Source organism: Pseudomonas poae (assembly GCA_028869255.1).
In the GTDB taxonomy this organism is placed as follows: domain Bacteria; phylum Pseudomonadota; class Gammaproteobacteria; order Pseudomonadales; family Pseudomonadaceae; genus Aquipseudomonas; species Aquipseudomonas poae_C.
Window position 1 is genome coordinate 6575529 of record CP110972.1, and the last position, 17699, is coordinate 6593227.

At 62.3% G+C, this 17699-nt stretch carries 17 protein-coding genes and 2 pseudogenes; 14 read left to right on the top strand and 5 right to left on the bottom strand.

What is annotated here, in order from left to right; genetic code table 11:
• Positions 1-19: 19 nt before the first annotated feature.
• The 3 genes from mpl to LRS56_29940 are packed head-to-tail and all read left to right on the top strand — an operon-like array spanning position 20 to position 2272.
• Positions 20-1369 carry a UDP-N-acetylmuramate:L-alanyl-gamma-D-glutamyl-meso-diaminopimelate ligase gene (gene mpl, locus LRS56_29930; GenBank protein WDU62853.1) on the top strand — a complete coding sequence of 450 codons (1350 nt, stop codon included), beginning with the start codon at positions 20-22 and terminating at the stop codon, positions 1367-1369.
• Complete coding sequence (gene ubiX / locus LRS56_29935; GenBank protein ID WDU62854.1) at positions 1366-1995, top strand: flavin prenyltransferase UbiX; 630 nt, start codon at positions 1366-1368, stop codon at positions 1993-1995. The genes mpl and ubiX overlap by 4 nt, the downstream gene beginning before the upstream one ends.
• Positions 1988-2272, top strand: a complete 285-nt coding sequence (locus LRS56_29940; protein WDU62855.1) for a YceK/YidQ family lipoprotein — start codon at positions 1988-1990, stop codon at positions 2270-2272. The genes ubiX and LRS56_29940 overlap by 8 nt, the downstream gene beginning before the upstream one ends.
• Positions 2273-2545: 273 nt before the next feature.
• On the opposite strand, the gene LRS56_29945 is transcribed toward LRS56_29940, so the two are convergent.
• The 3 genes from LRS56_29945 to LRS56_29955 form a co-directional block, all read right to left on the bottom strand.
• The gene (locus LRS56_29945) at positions 2546-3187 is read right to left on the bottom strand and encodes an oxidoreductase (protein WDU62856.1); all 642 of its coding nucleotides are present in this window, start codon (positions 3185-3187) and stop codon (positions 2546-2548) included.
• A gap of 29 nt (positions 3188-3216) precedes the next feature.
• The gene (locus LRS56_29950; protein WDU62857.1) at positions 3217-4935 is read right to left on the bottom strand and encodes a caspase family protein; all 1719 of its coding nucleotides are present in this window, start codon (positions 4933-4935) and stop codon (positions 3217-3219) included.
• Between the two features lie 105 nt (positions 4936-5040).
• Positions 5041-5496 carry a MaoC family dehydratase gene (locus LRS56_29955; protein ID WDU62858.1) on the bottom strand — a complete coding sequence of 152 codons (456 nt, stop codon included), beginning with the start codon at positions 5494-5496 and terminating at the stop codon, positions 5041-5043.
• A gap of 164 nt (positions 5497-5660) precedes the next feature.
• Between LRS56_29955 and LRS56_29960 the strand changes: the two genes are divergently transcribed.
• The 3 genes from LRS56_29960 to LRS56_29970 are packed head-to-tail and all read left to right on the top strand — an operon-like array spanning position 5661 to position 7339.
• Positions 5661-6014: a CidA/LrgA family protein gene (locus LRS56_29960; protein WDU62859.1), complete on the top strand. Its 354-nt coding sequence runs from the start codon at positions 5661-5663 to the stop codon at positions 6012-6014.
• On the top strand, positions 6011-6727 hold the full coding sequence (locus LRS56_29965; GenBank protein WDU62860.1) for an LrgB family protein: 717 nt from the start codon (positions 6011-6013) through the stop codon (positions 6725-6727). Before LRS56_29960 ends, LRS56_29965 begins: the two co-directional genes overlap by 4 nt.
• A 21-nt stretch (positions 6728-6748) precedes the next feature.
• Positions 6749-7339, top strand: coding sequence for an LON peptidase substrate-binding domain-containing protein (locus LRS56_29970; GenBank protein WDU62861.1), 591 nt, complete (start codon positions 6749-6751; stop codon positions 7337-7339).
• Here LRS56_29970 and LRS56_29975 read toward each other — a convergent pair.
• Both LRS56_29975 and LRS56_29980 read right to left on the bottom strand, forming a co-directional pair.
• A pseudogene (locus LRS56_29975) lies at positions 7336-8651 on the bottom strand (bifunctional DedA family/phosphatase PAP2 family protein). The gene LRS56_29970 and the pseudogene LRS56_29975 sit on opposite strands and share 4 nt — an antisense overlap.
• An 82-nt stretch (positions 8652-8733) precedes the next feature.
• The gene (locus LRS56_29980; GenBank protein ID WDU62862.1) at positions 8734-9420 is read right to left on the bottom strand and encodes a DNA-3-methyladenine glycosylase; all 687 of its coding nucleotides are present in this window, start codon (positions 9418-9420) and stop codon (positions 8734-8736) included.
• A 174-nt stretch (positions 9421-9594) separates the two neighbouring features.
• Between LRS56_29980 and LRS56_29985 the strand changes: the two genes are divergently transcribed.
• The 8 genes and pseudogenes from LRS56_29985 (at position 9595) to LRS56_30020 (ending at position 17624) form a co-directional block, all read left to right on the top strand.
• The gene (locus LRS56_29985) at positions 9595-10860 is read left to right on the top strand and encodes a glutamate-5-semialdehyde dehydrogenase (protein WDU62863.1); all 1266 of its coding nucleotides are present in this window, start codon (positions 9595-9597) and stop codon (positions 10858-10860) included.
• Positions 10860-11504, top strand: coding sequence for a nicotinate-nucleotide adenylyltransferase (gene nadD, locus LRS56_29990; protein ID WDU62864.1), 645 nt, complete (start codon positions 10860-10862; stop codon positions 11502-11504). The genes LRS56_29985 and nadD overlap by 1 nt, the downstream gene beginning before the upstream one ends.
• A gap of 69 nt (positions 11505-11573) precedes the next feature.
• A complete protein-coding gene (rsfS, locus tag LRS56_29995; protein WDU62865.1) occupies positions 11574-12068 on the top strand; it encodes a ribosome silencing factor in 495 nt (164 codons plus the stop codon).
• A 9-nt stretch (positions 12069-12077) separates the two neighbouring features.
• On the top strand, positions 12078-12545 hold the full coding sequence (gene rlmH / locus LRS56_30000; protein ID WDU62866.1) for a 23S rRNA (pseudouridine(1915)-N(3))-methyltransferase RlmH: 468 nt from the start codon (positions 12078-12080) through the stop codon (positions 12543-12545).
• Between the two features lie 15 nt (positions 12546-12560).
• Positions 12561-14462, top strand: coding sequence for a penicillin-binding protein 2 (gene mrdA, locus LRS56_30005; protein WDU62867.1), 1902 nt, complete (start codon positions 12561-12563; stop codon positions 14460-14462).
• Positions 14463-14493: 31 nt separating this feature from the next.
• A complete protein-coding gene (gene rodA / locus LRS56_30010) occupies positions 14494-15597 on the top strand; it encodes a rod shape-determining protein RodA (protein ID WDU65837.1) in 1104 nt (367 codons plus the stop codon).
• Between the two features lie 17 nt (positions 15598-15614).
• Complete coding sequence (gene mltB / locus LRS56_30015) at positions 15615-16625, top strand: lytic murein transglycosylase B (protein ID WDU62868.1); 1011 nt, start codon at positions 15615-15617, stop codon at positions 16623-16625.
• Positions 16625-17624: pseudogene (locus LRS56_30020) on the top strand (septal ring lytic transglycosylase RlpA family protein). The gene mltB and the pseudogene LRS56_30020 overlap by 1 nt, the downstream one beginning before the upstream one ends.
• The last annotated feature ends 75 nt before the right edge of the window (positions 17625-17699 follow it).

Genomic DNA, 17699 nt, shown 5'->3' on the forward strand with positions numbered 1-17699 from the left:
ATGTTTTACGAGGTCGACTATGCACATTCATATTCTGGGTATCTGCGGTACGTTCATGGGCTCGATGGCGGTTCTGGCCAAAGAGCTGGGCCATCACGTTACGGGCTCCGATGCCAATGTTTACCCGCCCATGAGCACGCAACTTGAAGCCCAGGGCATTGAGTTGACCCAAGGCTATGACCCGGCGCAATTCGACCCGGTCCCGGACCTGGTGGTGATCGGCAACGCCATGTCCCGTGGCAACCCGGCGGTCGAATACGTACTCAATAAAGGTTTGCCGTATGTCTCCGGCCCGCAATGGCTGGCCGACCATGTGCTGCAAGGCCGTTGGGTGTTGGCGGTGGCGGGCACGCATGGCAAGACCACCACCAGCAGCATGCTGGCCTGGGTGCTGGAGCATGCGGGCATGAGCCCGGGCTTCCTGATCGGCGGCGTGCCACAGAATTTCTCGGTGTCGGCGCGCCTGGGCGATACACCGTTCTTTGTGATTGAGGCCGACGAATACGACAGCGCCTTCTTCGACAAGCGCTCCAAGTTCGTCCACTACCGCCCGCGTACGGCGATCCTCAATAACCTCGAGTTCGATCACGCCGACATCTTCCCTGATCTCGCTGCCATCGAGCGCCAGTTCCACCATTTGGTGCGCACTATTCCGAGCGAAGGCCTGGTGATTCACCCGACCACCGAGCCCGCTTTGCAGCGTGTAATCCAGATGGGCTGCTGGACCCCGGTGCAAACCACCGGCGCGGGCGGGCAATGGCAGGTCAAGTTGCTCAGTGACGACGGCTCGCGCTTTGAAGTGCTGTTTGAAGGCGAGGCCCAAGGCATCGTCGACTGGGACATGACCGGCCAGCACAACGTCGCGAATGCCCTGGTAACCCTGGCGGCGGCGCGCCATGTCGGCGTGGTGCCGTCCATCGGCATTGCCGCGTTGAGCGCGTTCAAAAGCGTGAAGCGCCGCATGGAAAAGGTCGCCGACGTGAATGGGATTACCATCTACGACGACTTTGCCCACCACCCGACCGCGATTGCCACCACCCTGGATGGCCTGCGCAAGCGCGTCGGCGATGCGCCGATCATCGCCATTGTGGAGCCGCGCTCCAACTCCATGAAGCTGGGCGCGCACCGCGATGGCTTGCCGCAAAGCGTCAACGACGCCGACCAGGCGGTGTGGTACGCGCCGGCCAACCTGGGCTGGGACCTGCCCGCGATTGCTGCGCTGTGCACGGTGCCGTCGAAAGTCTGTGATTCGATTGAAGGCATCATTGAGTTCGTGCAGCAACACGCCAAGCCCGGCACCCATGTGGTGGTCATGAGCAACGGCGGCTTCGGCGGCCTGCATGGCAAGTTGGCCGAGGCGCTCAAATGAGCGGCCCGGAACGCGTCACCCTGGCGATGACCGGCGCATCCGGCGCGCCTTATGGCTTGCGCCTGCTCGATTGCCTGGTGCGCGAGGACCGTGAGGTGCACTTTCTGATCTCCAAGGCCGCGCAGTTGGTGATGGCCACCGAGACCGACGTGGCGCTGCCGCCCAAGGTGCAGATGATGCAAGCCTTCCTCACCGAGTACACCGGTGCGGCGGCGGGGCAGATCAAGGTTTACGGCAAAGAGGACTGGATGTCGCCGGTGGCTTCCGGCTCCGGCGCGCCGGCCGCGATGGTGGTGGTGCCGTGTTCCACCGGCACCTTGTCGGCGATTGCCACCGGTGCCTGCAACAACTTGATCGAACGTGCGGCGGACGTGACGCTTAAAGAGCGTCGCCAACTGATCCTGGTGCCACGTGAGGCGCCGTATTCGAGCATTCACCTGGAGCACATGCTCAAGCTGTCGAATATGGGTGTGACCATCTTGCCGGCGTCGCCCGGCTTCTATCACCAGCCACAAACCATCGACGACCTGGTGGACTTTGTGGTGGCGCGGATTCTCAACCTGCTGAATATCCCTCAGGACATGCTGCCGCGTTGGGGCGAGCACCATTTGAGCAGCGATGAATAAGGCGCTGCTGCTGATCCTCGCGCTGCAACTGGCCGGTTGCGCCACGGCGCGCACGCTGGACGCTGCCCAGCCCGGCGCGCCGGTGGTGTATGCCGGCACGCGCCTGGACTTGTATGCGATTAACGGCGGCTGTTGCGCCAAGGACCGGTTCGGCGCCGAAGCGCCGAGCTATCCGCACGTGGACCTGCCGGCCAGCGCGCTGCTCGACACCTTGCTGTTGCCGCTCTCGGTGTTGACGGTGCTGGGGGTTGGGTTCAACGCAACGGGCGGGCTTTAGATAGCGGGTGCCTGTGCTGGCCTCATCGCAGGCAAGCCAGCTCCCACCATTGAAATGCACTCCCCTGTGGGAGCCGGGCTTGCCCGCGATGAGGCCCGCCTGGTCAGCGCAGGACTGTTTGCCGAGCTCCATCACGCGCACGCAACGGGCGGGCTTTAGATAGCGGGTGCCTGTGCTGGCCTCATCGCAGGCAAGCCAGCTCCCACCATTGGAATGCATTCCCCTGTGGGAGCCGGGCTTGCCCGCGATGAGGCCCGCCCGGCCGGCACAGGACTATTTGCCGAGCTTGCGCAGTTCATCCGACTCCACCACGCGCACGCCGTCTTGCTCTTCCAGCGCCAGGCGCCACATGGCTCGGGCGAGTTCGCACACTTCAATGCCGTGGTACTTGCCCGGAATCAAACGTGACAGCGGCCCGGCCAATTGCTCGCTCAGGCGTGGTTCGAGCCGTTCTCCCAGCAACAGCGATGGCCGCACGATGGTCAATTGCGGCCAATCCTGGGCTTTGAGCGCTTGTTCCATCTCGCCTTTGACGCGGTTGTAGAAGATCGAGGATTTCGGGTCGGCGCCAATTGCGCTGATCACGATCAGGTGCCGCGCACCCATTTCCCGTGCGCGTTTGGCGAACGCCACGACCATGTCCAGGTCCACGGCGCGGAAGGCCGCTTCGGAACCTGCCCGTTTGAGGGTGGTGCCCAGGCAGCAGAAAGCGATGTCCACGCGGCCGCTCAGTTGCGGCAGGAACACGGCCGGGTCGCCTACCGGGTTTTCCAGGTGCGGGTGTTCAGCCAGCGGCTTGCGGCTGGGTGCCAGCACGCGGGTTACCGTGGGTTCGTTGAGGAGGCGGTCGAGCAGGTGTTCGCCGGTAAGGCCAGAGGCGCCGGCGAGCAAGATATGCTGCGGTGTCAGGTACATGGTGTTTCCCCCTTGTTACACGTTACAGCTTAGTTGCCTTTGGCTTCCTTGCTATTCATTGAGACGCTTTCGAGCGCCTTTCGTGCCTGCTGCTTGCGTAATAGTTGCCAGTGGGCGATCACGCCTTTAGGGGCCCAGATCTGCGGCTCGGAGGCTTCGAAGTTGTCCGCCTGTTCGCGTTCGGTCACATGCAGCTGCGCCAGCTTGAAGGCTTGCTGCAGGTCATCGGTCTGGTTGAAGGCTTGGGCGAAGAGGGCGTCGCCGAAGTAGGTGAAGTCGGCCTCTTCGGAGCAACCGAAGGACACGCGGTCGGCCCGTGAGGCGGTCATGATCAGCGTGCGCTCGTCTTTGAGCGCGGGGATGAACCCGCCGGAATAGCAGGCGGAAATCACGATGATCTTGTCGCGGTTTTTCAGTGGCGTAAGCACGGCCGCCAGCTCATCGGCCGGCAGGTCGGCCAGCTCCATGCGCGGCTGGTCCAGCACCAGTTCATGCTCGTGGGTGCCGTGGCTGGTCAGGTAGATAAACACCAGGTCTTCCGGCCCCGTGCGTTCGGCCAGGGTTTGCACGGCGCGACGCAGGCTCTCGCGGGTGGCCATCGGACGGTCGGCGACATGGTCGCGGTGGTTGACCAGGCGAACCTGCCCACGGGCGCCGAAGCGGGTGGCGAGCATATTGCTGACGTAATCGGCTTCGCGCAGGAACACGCTTTGTTTACCGTCACCGGCCAGCACCAGGGTGTACAGCTCTACGGCGGGGGTGGAAGCGGGCACAGCGGCAAGCGCGGCATCGAGCAAGCGGCCCTGGGCCAGTACGCCGATTTCCAGCGGGTCGGGCAGCAGCTTGCCGTCGGCGTCACGCACGCGCATGCCGTTGACCCACGTGCCGGCCTGCACGGTGCCATCGGTGAGCACAAGCGTGCCTTTGCCCTGGTAGCTGTCGCTGTCGAAGCCGCCGATATAGAAGCTGCCGTCGGTGAGGTTCAGGCGGCCTTCGCCGGTAAAGCGCCAGTCGGCGAACTGGCCGACGTAATGGCTGCCGTCCACGCCGATCAACTCGCCCTTGCCGCTCAGCGCGCCCTCCTTGAACTGGCCGATCCACACATCGCCGTCAGCGTTTTCGTAGCGGCCCTTGCCGTTGAGCTGGTTCTGTTTGAACTGGCCGACATAGATGTCGCCGTCTGCGCTGTTGAATGTGCCGTTGCCTTCCAGCTGGCCATCCACGAAGTGGCCGCTGAACTGGTTGCCGCTGTCGTCGTTGCGCTGGCCTTCGCCATTCGGCTTGCCGTGGGCGAACTGGCCCTGGTACTGGCTGCCGTCGGCCAGTTCGAGGCGGCCGAGGCCGGAGTACTGGTCGTCCTTGAACTCGCCGCGATAGGTCATCTGCCCCTCTTTGAGGGTGCCTTCGCCGTTGCGCCGACCGTTCTTGAACCCGCCTACATAATGGCTGCCGGCTGTGGTCAGGCTGCCCTGGCCGTCGAACAGGCCCTGCTGGAACTGGCCTTTATAGACTTCGCCATTGCTGCCATGCCATTCGCCCTGGCCATGCCACTGGCCTTTGTCGAACTGCCCGGCGTACCAGCTGCCGTTGGGGTAGTCGACGCGGCCCTGGCCTTGCAGCAAGCCATTGACCACATCGCCACGGTAGCGCCCGCCATCGGGCAGGCGCGCATCGGGCGGCAACAGCGATTCGCCATCTCCGCAAGCGGTGAGCAACAGGGCAAGGGCAAGGGGGGCGAGTGGGCGCATAGCGGGTTCCGGATAATTGAGCGCCGAGTATGCCGCAGCTGCGAGTTTCATACATAAATTTACATAACCTGTGGTGAGGTTTATGTCCCCACCACAGGCATGGGCTTACACGAAGTAAAGCGACAGCGACTCAGCCACGTAAGCCGGTTTTTCCTGGCCCTCGATTTCCAGGGTGGCAGTGGCCTTGAGCAACCATTGGCCGGGTTTTTTCTCGGTGACGTCGGTCAGGGTCACGTTCAGGCGCACCTTGGAGTTGACCTTCACCGGCTGGATAAAGCGCACGCTGTCCAAGCCGTAGTTGACGGCCATCTTCAAGCCATCGGGCACGATCAGGATATCCTCCATCAGCTTGGGCATCAGCGACAGCGACAGGAACCCGTGGGCGATGGTGCTGCCGAACGGCGTTTGCGCGGCCTTGACCGGGTCGACATGGATGAACTGATGATCGCCGGTGGCCTCGGCGAACAGGTTGATACGCGCCTGGTCGATGGTGAGCCATTCGGAACGTCCCAGTTCCTTGCCGACATAGTCTTTGAGCTGCGCTACGGGTACATAGGGCATTGCGTCTCTCCTTGGTTCATCGGTGCTGTTTTTTATGGGTTGCAGAGAACCAATGTAGATCATCATGGGCAACCAGCTCGGTCAACCCACCATGCTTTTGGCGAATGCCGAAGCATAGGGCGGGCATGCTTATAATGCGGGCGGGCTTTAAGGGGGGAGAACGGATGCTGTTACGCGGGCTGACATGGCTGGTGTTGTTTCAATTGATCGGCACGGCGATCAACCATTTGCTGCTGCCGGTACTGCCGGGGCCGATCATCGGCCTGCTGCTGATGCTGGGCTACCTGGTGTGGCGCGGCGAAGTCGGCGAGCCGTTGAGCCTGGCAGCCGGCAGCCTGTTGCGCTACTTGCCGTTGCTGCTGGTGCCGCCGGCGGTGGGGGTGATGGTGTATGCCAAGGACATTGCCGCCGACTTCTGGGCCATCGTCGGCGCGCTGGTGCTGTCGCTGGTGATCGCCATGGGCTTTGTCGGTGTGCTGATGCAGCACCTGGTCAAGCGCAAGGAGAAGGATCAATGATGGTCGACTGGCACGGCGCGTGGGTCGCAGTGATTCATCATCCCCTGTTCGGCATCGGCATCACCCTCGGTGCCTACCAACTGGTGCTGGCCGGTTTCGAGAAAACCCGCTGGATTTTCCTGCAGCCGGTGCTGGTGTCGATGCTGCTGGTGATCGGCGTGTTGCTCAGCTGCGGCCTGAGCTACGCCGAATACCGCAAAAGCACCGAGATCATGGGCATCCTGCTCGGCCCCGCGACGGTGGCCCTGGCGGTGCCGCTATATTTGAACCTGCGGCGGATTCGCCAATTGTTCTGGCCGATTTTTACTACGCTGGTGATAGGCGGCGTACTGGCAACCGGCCTGTGTGTCCTGCTGGGTTGGTGGTTCGGCGCTGAACACATGATGCTGATGACCATGGCGCCCAAGTCGGTGACCTCGCCGATTGCCATGCTGGTGGCCGAGCAGATAGGCGGCGTGGCCGCGTTGGCGGCGGTGTTTGTGCTGATCACCGGGGTGGTCGGCGCGATGATCGGTCCGGCGTACCTGTCGCGCCTGGGTGTGCACAGCCCCGAGGCACGCGGCATGGCCCTGGGCATGACCGCTCATGCCGTCGGCACCTCGGTGGCCCTGCAGGAAAGCGAAGAGTGCGGCGCCTTTGCAGCGCTGGCCATGAGTCTGATGGGCGTGGCCACGGCGGTGTCTTTGCCGCTGGCTGTGTCGGTGATTGTTTAAACCGGGTTTAAGGAAACCTTTATGAGTCTGGCGCTGTTCCCGCTCAATACCGTGCTGTTCCCTGGCTGCACCCTCGATTTGCAACTGTTCGAGGCGCGCTACCTGGACATGATCAGCCGCTGCATGAAAAAGGGCGAAAGCTTCGGCGTGGTGTGCATCCTCGATGGTCAGGAAGTGGGCATGGCCCCGGATGGCTACGCGCTGATCGGTTGCGAAGCGCTGATCCGCGACTTCAAACAGCAGGACAACGGCCTGCTGGGGATTCGCGTCGAAGGCGGGCGGCGCTTCCGGGTGCGCGACGCCGGCGTGCAGAAGGACCAACTGCTGGTGGCCGAGGTGCAATGGCTCGAAGAACTGCCGGACCAGCCGCTGGAAGAAGAGGACGCCGACCTGTTGGCCTTGCTCCAGGCCCTGGCCGAGCACCCGATGGTCGCCTCGCTGGACATGGGCGCGCACGCCGACGGCCAGCAAGCCCTGGGCAACCAGTTGGCGTATCTGCTGCCGTTTACCGAGGCCGACAAGATCGACCTGCTGCAACTCGACGACCCTCAGCAGCGGCTGGATGCTATCCAGATGCTGCTCGACGAGTTACAGGGCGAACTCTTCACTTAATAGGCATAGCGCAGCAGGGCGTGGGAGGTGCCGGTGAGGGCGATAAAGCCCAGCACCGCCACCAGCGTCGGAAGCAACAGCCACCACGTCTTTTGCGACATCGCCGGCAACGGGCTTCGATACTGGTTGAGGGTCAGGCTGAAGGCGCACACGGTCATTGCCAGCAGCGTGCCGGCCAGAATATCCGTAGGCCAATGCGCGCCGAGGTAAACCCGCGACAGCGCAATGAATGCTGCGGGAATGCAGCCCATCAGCATCCAGGTCAGGCGCAGCCGCGTGGGTTGCCCGCGACCGGCCAACACCGCCAGCGCCAGGAAAAACGCAAACGCCCCGGAGGCATGGCCGCTGGGCATGCTGAAACTGGTCAGCGGGTCTGTAAGAATTTCCGGGCGGCCCCGTGCGAAAAACAGCTTGGTGCCGGTGTTGATCAGCGCCGCTCCCGCCAGGGTGACGCCCACAAACACCGCATGCCGCCATTGCCGCGCCAGTAACAGCAGGCCGGTAAACACGGCGCTGGCGACAAACATCTTCTTGAACTCGCCCAGTTGGGTGATCCGCACCATCACCTCGTCCAGCCACGGGCTGCGATGCTCTTGCACCAGTGCGCTGAGGCCCTGGTCGAAGTCATTGAGGTGCGGGTAGCCGATAAACAAGGCGATCAAGAGCACCAGGCTGGCGCAACCGATCCACAGCGTGGTGCGGCGATGGCCACGCAGGCTGCTGTTCAAGCTCAGCCCCACGACCACCGCGAGGCAGGCGGCGACGATCCCCGCTTCCGGCCAGAAGCCTTCCGGCAACGGCAGGCGGAACGCGGCGCCGGTGGCCCAGCCCGGCAGCAGATAGGCCACCGACCAGCCGGCAGCGGCGAGGACGCTCACGGCGGCGAAACGCGGGAAGGGCATGTCGCACATGCCAGCCACCATCGGCAGCATCGGGCGCAAGGGGCCGATGAAGCGTCCTACCAGCAGGCTGGCGATCCCGTACTTGTGGAAGTAGGTCTCCGCGCCATTCATCCATTCCGGGTGATGACGCAGGCCCGGCAGGCGCCGAATGTTCTGATGGAAATGCCTGCCCAGGTAGTAGGAAACCCCGTCGCCCAATAACCCCCGAGGAACCCCAGTAACAGGGTTTCACTCAAGGACAGCGCCCCACTGCCGGCCAGCGCCGCAATGGCAAACAGCAATACCGTGCCGGGCACGATCAGCCCGGCAATGGCCAGGCATTCCACGCACGCGACGATAAATACCGCGACCGCCAGCCATTGCGGGTTCAGGGTCAGCCAGCCGGTGATGCTATCGAGCCATTGGCCCATAAAACGTCACTCCATCTATGTAATGCGAATTCTGAGTCAGCGAAGTTCCACTGTGGAATTGCTGTGCTGCCGGTCTCTGTGTTCAATCAAATAAAAAATAATCGCGACCTTCGACCTGGCCTCGGCGCAGCGGGTTCCGCGTGCAATAGGGCGCATAGCCAGCATCGACGAAGCGGTACATCAGATGCTCATCGCGCCCACTGGGAATGCCCAGGCGAGTGGTCTGAATAATCTGAGTGGGTGCCTGGCCCACGTCTTCGACGTAAAGCAATTTCTGATCGAAACGCTTGGCGTCCCACATCGGCACTTTCAAACCCAGGGCTTTGCACAGCAGGGTCTGGCCGGCGCAGAGTTTATGCGAGGGGCGCGGGTGGCCATTGGCGTCCGGGTTGTTCAGCAGCATCTGCGCCAGGCTGGCCGGCCCGGAGATTTCATCGACCCAGGGATAAGCCGATTTGATCAGAACGGCGTTGCCCGGGCCGTGGGCGCTGAAGTTCAGCGAATCACCGCCACGGGCGTAGTACATGTAGATGTGTCCGCCATCCAGAAACAAAGCCTTACGCTTTTCTGTGTAGCCGAGTGAGGCGTGGCTGCCTTTTTCGGCCACGTAATAGGCTTCGGTTTCGATAATTCGCGCTGAAAGCCAGATATCGCCGACACGATGGCGTATGACTTTTCCGAGCAATTCGCGCGCGAGTAATTGTGCATCGCGGTCGAAGAAGCCGTCGGGCAGGGCGCTGGCGGGAAGTTGCGGGGTAAAACCGGACATGGCGATCAGGGTTATTACGGCTAAATGTGACGGAATAATAACAACTCCCACCTTAATTACCGCTGAACCCCAGGTTTTTACAGTTCATTTCGACCATCCGCCCCTCACCGCTGTCAGTCGGGCGGCGTCACAGCTATAATCTGCCGCTTTCCTCTTTGCCAAGACTCCCTGACCATGACTGAGTCCGTTCTTGACTACATGACCCGCCTGGGTCGCGCTGCCCGTCAGGCCTCGCGGTTGATCGCCCGTGCGAGCACCGCGCAGAAGAACCGTGCCTTGCTGGCTGCCGCCGACGCTCTGGATGCTTCGCGCTCCGAGTTGACCGCCGCCAACGAACTGGACCTGGCCAACGGCCGCGCCAATGGCCTGGAACCGGCCTTGCTGGATCGCCTGGCGCTGACTCCGGCGCGTATCGACGACATGATCGAAGGCTTGCGTCAGGTGGCCAAACTGCCTGACCCCATCGGTGAAATCCGCGACATGCGTTACCTGCCGTCCGGCATCCAGGTCGGCAAGATGCGTGTGCCGCTGGGCGTGATCGGCATCATCTATGAGTCGCGCCCGAACGTGACCATCGACGCCGCGAGCCTGTGCCTCAAGTCGGGCAACGCGACCATCCTGCGTGGCGGTTCCGAGGCGATCAATTCCAACCGTGCCATTGCCGCCTGCATTCAGCAGGGCCTGGCCGTGGCCGAGTTGCCGGCCGAAGTGGTGCAGGTGGTGGAAACCACCGACCGCGCCGCCGTTGGCGCGCTGATCACCATGCCGGAGTTCGTCGACGTGATCGTGCCGCGTGGTGGCAAGAGCCTGATCGAACGCGTGAGCCGCGATGCCAAGGTCCCGGTGATCAAGCACCTGGACGGCGTGTGCCACGTGTACATCGACATCGCTGCCGATATCGACAAGGCGATCCGCATCGCCGACAACGCCAAGACCCACCGCTACGCCCCGTGCAACACCATGGAAACCCTGTTGGTGCACGCCGGCATTGCCGAGCGCGTGCTGCCGCCGCTGGCTGCCATCTACCGTGACAAGGGCGTGGAGCTGCGTGGTTGCGAGCGTACCCGTGCGCTGCTGGGTGCGGACGTGATCGAGGCGACCGAGCTGGACTGGTACACCGAATACACGGCGCCGATCCTGTCGATCAAGATTGTCGACGACCTGGACGAAGCCATCGAACACATCAACACCTACGGCTCCAAGCACACCGACGCTATTGTTTCCGAGCATTTCAGCGATGCCCGGCGTTTCCTCAACGAAGTGGATTCCGCTTCGGTGATGGTCAACGCCTCGACGCGTTTTGCCGACGGCTTCGAGTATGGCCTGGGGGCGGAGATCGGTATTTCCACCGACAAGCTCCACGCCCGCGGCCCGGTGGGCCTGGAAGGCCTGACCAGCGAGAAATACGTGGTGTTCGGCGATGGTCATGTGCGCACTTGATGGCTAAACGCATCGGGCTGCTCGGCGGTACCTTCGACCCCGTGCACATCGGCCATTTGCGCAGTGCCCTGGAAGTCGCGGATGCCCTCGCGCTGGATGAGTTGCGCCTGATCCCCAATTTCCGGCCGCCGCACCGTGATACCCCGCAGGTCTCACCGCAGCAACGCCTGGAAATGGTGCGCCTTGCCGTTACCGGCATACCGCCGCTGGTGGTGGACGATCGCGAGCTCAAGCGCGATAAACCGTCCTACACTGTGGACACCCTGGAACTGATGCGCGCCGAACTGGCCGCAGATGACCAGTTGTTTTTGCTTTTGGGCTGGGACGCATTTTGCGGCCTGCCCTCTTGGCATCGCTGGGAGGAACTCCTCCAGCATTGCCACATCCTGGTTTTGCAACGCCCGGATGCCGACAGCGAACCGCCGGATGCCTTGCGCAACCTGCTGGCTGCGCGGTCGGTAAGTGACCCCTTGGCCCTGACCGGGCCGAACGGGAATATTGCATTCGTCTGGCAGACCCCGCTTGCGGTGTCCGCCACCCAGATCCGTCAACTGCTGGCCAGCGGGAAGTCGGTACGTTTCCTGGTGCCTGACGCGGTCCTGGCCTACATCGATGCGCACGGGCTTTACCGTGCGTCGAACTGAAAAGGCGCGCTTGAACGCACGAACACTCGTGCAGCAAGCGCCCGAACATATGAGCAAAACGAGTTTTTTATGACGAACAAAGACGTAAGCAAAGTTAAACGCAAAGGCACGTTCAAAAGCGCGCCACTGCCGGTCGAAGCCCACGTTGGCCCGGAACTGGCCGGTGAAGAGCTGGTAAAAGTTGCCGTTGCTGCGCTGGAAGACGTGAAGGCCCAGGACATCCAGGTCCTGGACGTACGCGACAAGCAGAGCATCACCGACTTCATGATCATCGCCACCGGTACCTCCAACCGCCAGATCGGCGCGATGCTGGACAAGGTTCGCGAAGCCGTCAAAGCCCAGGGCGTGAAGCCACTGGGTGAAGAAGGCAAGGGCGACAGCGATTGGGTGCTGCTGGACATGGACGACGTGATCGTTCACATGATGACCTCCAACGCCCGCCAGTTCTACGACCTGGAGCGTCTGTGGAAAGGCGCCGAGCAGAGCCGTGCCGCTGATGGCAAGCACCACAGCCCGGAAGTGGGCCACGCGCACTTCGACAAGCTGAACAAAGACCAGGAATAAGGAACGGCTGTGCGCCTGCGTCTGATTGCTGTCGGTTCACGCATGCCCAAGTGGGTGGAAGAAGGCTGGCACGAGTATGCCAAGCGTCTGCCCGCTGAGCTTTCGCTGGAACTGGTAGAGATACCGCTCAACACCCGGGGCAAGAATGCCGACGTGGCGCGCTTTATCCGTCAGGAAGGCGAAGCCATGCTGGCCAAGGTCGGCCCCAACGAGCGCATCGTCACCCTGGAAGTGCACGGCAAACCCTGGAGCACCGAGCAGTTGGCGGTGGAACTGGATCGCTGGCGCCTGGATTCGCGTACGGTCAACTTCATGGTCGGCGGCCCCGAAGGGCTGGCGCCGGAAGTCTGTGCGCGAGCAGATCAGCGTTGGTCGTTGTCGGCGCTGACGTTGCCGCACCCGTTGGTACGGATTCTGATCGGTGAACAGCTGTATCGCGCCTGGACAGTTCTGTCCGGGCACCCTTACCACAAATAATCTGCGCCCCTCCCGATGACCCAGCCGATCCGCATCAAGGACCACGAGAAAGACGCACGTCTTGTACGCGCTCGCGTGGTATTTGGTGCGTTTCTGGTGGTCGGGTTGATCGGCGTGCTGATTGCGCGCCTGTATTTCCTGCAGGTGATCCAGTACGACTATCACTCCACACTGTCGGAAAACAACCGGGTGCATGTGCAGCCGATTCCACCGACCCGTGGGCTGATTTTCGACCGCAATGGCGTGGTGGTGGCGGATAACCGGCCCAGCTTCAGCCTGAGCATGACCCGCGAGCGTTCCGGCGACTGGCAGCAGATCCTCGATGTGATCGTCGAAGTGCTGCAGCTGACCCCTGAAGACCGGGTGATCTTCGAAAAGCGCATGAAGCAGGGGCGCCGGCCCTTCGAGCCGGTGCCCATCCTGTTCGAGCTGACCGAAGAACAGATCGCGCGGATCGCGGTGAACCAGTTCCGTCTGCCGGGTGTGGAAGTGGTGGCGCAGTTGGTGCGCCATTACCCGCAAGGGCCGCACTTTGCCCACTCTGTCGGCTATATGGGGCGCATCAACGAGAAAGAGCTGAAAAGCCTCGATCCGGTCAACTACAGCGGCACCCACCATATCGGCAAAACCGGGATCGAGCGTTTCTACGAGCCCGAACTCCACGGCCAGGTGGGTTACGAAGAGGTCGAGACCAACGCCCGCGGTCGCGTGTTGCGGGTGCTCAAGCGGACCGACCCGGTGCCTGGCAAAGACATTGTGCTAAGCCTGGACATCAAGTTGCAGGAAGCGGCCGAGATGGCCCTGGGCGGTCGACGTGGCGCTGTAGTGGCACTGGACCCGAAAACCGGTGAAGTGCTGGCGATGGTCAGCCAGCCGAGTTTCGACCCCAACCTGTTCGTGACCGGGATCAGCTTCAAGGCTTACGCCGAGCTGCGTGATTCCATCGACCGGCCGCTGTTCAATCGGGTGCTGCGTGGCCTGTATCCGCCGGGGTCGACCATCAAGCCGGCCGTGGCGATTGCCGGCCTGGACGCGGGCGTGGTCACGGCCTCCAGCCGTGTGTTCGACCCGGGCTACTACATGCTGCCCAACTACGATCACAAATACCGTAACTGGAACCGCACCGGTGACGGCTATGTCGATTTGGACACCGCGATCATGCGCTCCAACGACACCTATTTTTACGATCTGGCCCATAAGCTTGGTATCGACCGCTTGTCTGCCTATATGGGCAAGTTCGGCCTGGGGCAGAAAGTCTCCCTGGACATGTTCGAAGAATCCCCTGGCCTGATGCCGTCGCGCGAATGGAAGCGTGCGACCCGCCGGCAGGCGTGGTTCCCGGGCGAAACCCTGATCCTGGGGATTGGCCAGGGTTATATGCAAGCCACGCCATTGCAACTGGCACAGGCCACGGCGTTGGTGGCCAACAAAGGTATCTGGAACCGCCCGCACTTGGCCAAGACCGTCGAAGGCGAGCGGCCTGTGGATGAAAACCCGATTCCTGACATTGTGCTGCGCGACCCGTCCGACTGGACCAAGGTCAATCACGGCATGCAGCAAGTGATGCATGGTGCCCGGGGTACCGCACGCAAGGCGGCGGTCGGCGCGCAATACCGGATTGCCGGCAAAAGTGGTACGGCCCAGGTGGTCGCGATCAAGCAGGGCGAAAAATACGACCGCTCCAAGGTTCAGGAGCGCCACCGTGACCACGCCTTGTTTGTCGGCTTTGCCCCGGCTGATGACCCGAAAATCGTGGTCGCGGTGATGGTCGAAAACGGCGAGTCCGGCTCCGGCGTCGCGGCGCCCGTGGTGCGCCAAGTGATGGACGCCTGGCTGTTGGCCGACGACGGCAGGCTCAAGCCCGAATATGGCGGCCCCCCTTCAAGCACCACCGAGGTTACGGCCAGTGAAGAGTAATTTTGACCGCATCCTCTCCAGCGAGGATGTGATGCGTCGCCGCGCGACGTTATTGCAGCGCATGCACATTGATGGCCCGTTGCTGATCCTGCTGCTGACCCTGGCGGCCGGCAGCCTGTTCGTGCTGTATTCGGCCAGCGGCAAGGACTGGGACCTGCTGATCAAGCAGGCGTCCTCGTTCGGCCTGGGCCTGTTGTCGATGGTGGTGATCGCCCAGCTGGAGCCGCGTTTCATGGCGCGCTGGGTGCCGCTCGGGTATGTCGCCGGGGTGTTGCTGCTGGTGGTGGTGGACGTGATGGGCCACAACGCCATGGGCGCGACCCGCTGGATCAATATTCCGGGGGTGATTCGCTTCCAGCCGTCGGAATTCATGAAGATCCTGATGCCCGCGACCATCGCCTGGTACCTGTCCAAACGCACCTTGCCGCCGCAGCTCAAGCACGTTGGGATCAGCCTCATATTGATCGGCGTGCCCTTTATCCTGATCGTGCGCCAGCCCGACCTTGGCACCTCGCTGCTGATTCTGGCGGGCGGTGCATTCGTGCTGTTTATGGGTGGTTTGCGCTGGCGCTGGATCCTCAGCGTGCTGGCCGCCGCCGTGCCGGTGGCCGTGGCCATGTGGTTCTTCTTTATGCACGACTACCAGAAGCAACGGATCCTGACCTTCCTCGACCCCGAGAGCGACCCGCTGGGCACCGGCTGGAACATCATCCAGTCCAAGGCCGCCATCGGTTCCGGCGGAGTATTTGGTAAGGGCTGGTTACTGGGCACCCAGTCGCACCTGGACTTTTTGCCCGAGAGCCACACCGACTTCATTATTGCGGTAATGGGCGAAGAGTTCGGCCTGGTGGGCATTTGCGCGCTGCTGCTGATCTATTTGCTGTTGATTGGTCGCGGCCTGGTGATCACCGCGCAGGCACAGACGCTGTTCGGCAAATTGCTCGCCGGCAGCCTGACCATGACTTTTTTTGTTTACGTTTTCGTCAACATCGGTATGGTCAGTGGCCTGCTGCCGGTGGTTGGGGTGCCGTTGCCGTTCATTAGCTACGGCGGAACTTCGCTGGTGACATTGCTGTCAGCGTTTGGGGTTTTGATGTCGATTCATACGCATCGCAAATGGATCGCACAGGTTTGAATAAGGTGAAGATGTCAATGCAAGTAATGCGCGGCTGGGCGACTCGGCACGCGTCCTGGATGGGCCTGATTGGGCTGCTGGGCGCGACGCAAGAGGCGCAGGCCGGTGACTACGATGGTTCACCCCAGGTCGCCGAATTTGTCGGTGAAATGACCCGCGACTACGGTTTTGCCGGTGAACAGCTGATGGGCGTGTTCCGCGAAGCCCAGCGCAAGCAGGCGATCCTCGACGCGATCTCGCGCCCCGCCGAGCGCGTCAAACAGTGGAAAGAATACCGCCCGATGTTCCTCACCGATGCCCGCGTGGCCCGGGGTGTGGACTTCTGGCGCCAGCACGAAGCCGTGTTGGCCCGCGCCGAGCAGGAATACGGCGTGCCGGCCCAGGTTATCGTCGCGATCATCGGCATTGAAACCTTTTACGGGCGCAATACCGGCAGTTACCGGGTGATCGACGCCTTGTCGACCCTGGGCTTCGATTACCCGCCGCGTGCCGACTTCTTCCGCAAGGAACTGCGCGAATTCCTGTTGCTGGCCCGCGAAGAGCAGGTCGACCCGCTGACCCTCAAGGGGTCCTACGCCGGTGCCATGGGCTTGCCGCAATTCATGCCGAGCAGCTTTCGCGCCTATGCAGTGGATTTCGACGGCGACGGCCATATCAATATCTGGAGCAACCCGGATGATGCCATCGGCAGCGTAGCCAGTTACTTCAAGCGCCACGGCTGGGTGGCCGGCGAGCCGGTGGTGATTCGCGCCGACGTGACCGGCGATCGCGCCGATGAGGGCCTGACCCAAGGCATCGAGCCGGCCAAGACGGTCGGGGAGTTGCGGGCGCTGGGCTGGTCGAGTCAGAATGCGCCACGCGACGATATGCCGGTGACGGCGTTCCGTTTGGAAGGCGAAAATGGCCCTGAATACTGGATGGGCCTGAAGAATTTCTACGCAATCACGCGTTATAACCGCAGTGTGATGTACGCCATGGCCGTGCATCAGCTGTCAGACATGCTGGTCCAAGCACGGGGCAACAAGTAATGCGGGCATCGCCGTTCAATAAACCGCTCAAGCTGGTGGCGTTTGCCGCGTTGTCCTTGCTGGTTGTCAGTTGCTCCACCAGCCGGGGGCCGGCGCAGAAGTCCGGCGGCACCGCGGTTCGCTCCCAGCCGGGGCTGGACATCAACCGTGCGCACAAAGACGGCGCGCCATGGTGGGATGTCGACGTGTCGAAAATCCCGGATGCCACGCCCACCCTGCACACCGGTGCCTACAAGGCCAACCCGTACACCGTGTTGGGCAAGACCTACTTCCCGCTGCAGGAATCCAAGACCTACGTGCAATCGGGCACGGCGTCCTGAGTACGGCACCAAGTTCCATGGCCAGAACACCGCCAACGGCGAAGTGTATGACCTGTACGGCATGAGCGCGGCCCACAAGACCTTGCCGCTGCCCAGCTATGTGCGCGTGACCAACCTGGACAACAATCGCACGGTGATCCTGCGGGTCAATGACCGTGGGCCGTTCTATTCGGATCGCATCATCGACTTGTCCTACGCGGCCGCGAAGAAGCTCGGCTATGCCGAAACCGGCACTGCGCGGGTCAAGGTCGAAGGCATCGACCCGGCGCAGTACTGGGCTCAGCGTGGCAAACCGGCGCCGTTGATGCTTAACGAGCCGCAAACACCGCAGCCGCAAGTGACCGCGTCGGCCGGCAAGATCGAGCAGTGGACGCCACCACCGGCGCAGCACGCACCGGACACCGTGGTGGTGCCGCACGCAGCGCCTGGCGCCTCTACAGTGGGCGGGCAATACCTGCAGGTGGGCGCTTTCGCCAACCCGGACGCGGCAGAACTGTTAAGGTCCAAGCTCAGCAGCATGGTCAGCGCGCCGGTCTTCATCAGCTCCATCGTGCGTAACCAGCAAACCCTGCACCGCGTGCGAATGGGCCCGATCGGTTCGCCGAGCGAGGTTGCGCAAGTGCAGAACAGCGTGCGCCTGGCCAACCTGGGGCAACCCAGCGTGGTCACCGCCGAATAATAAAGGATTGATGGTTCAGGCCCGCATGCGGGCGTGGGCCGTGGTTGTTGGCTCGTTGAACAATAAAAACCCAGG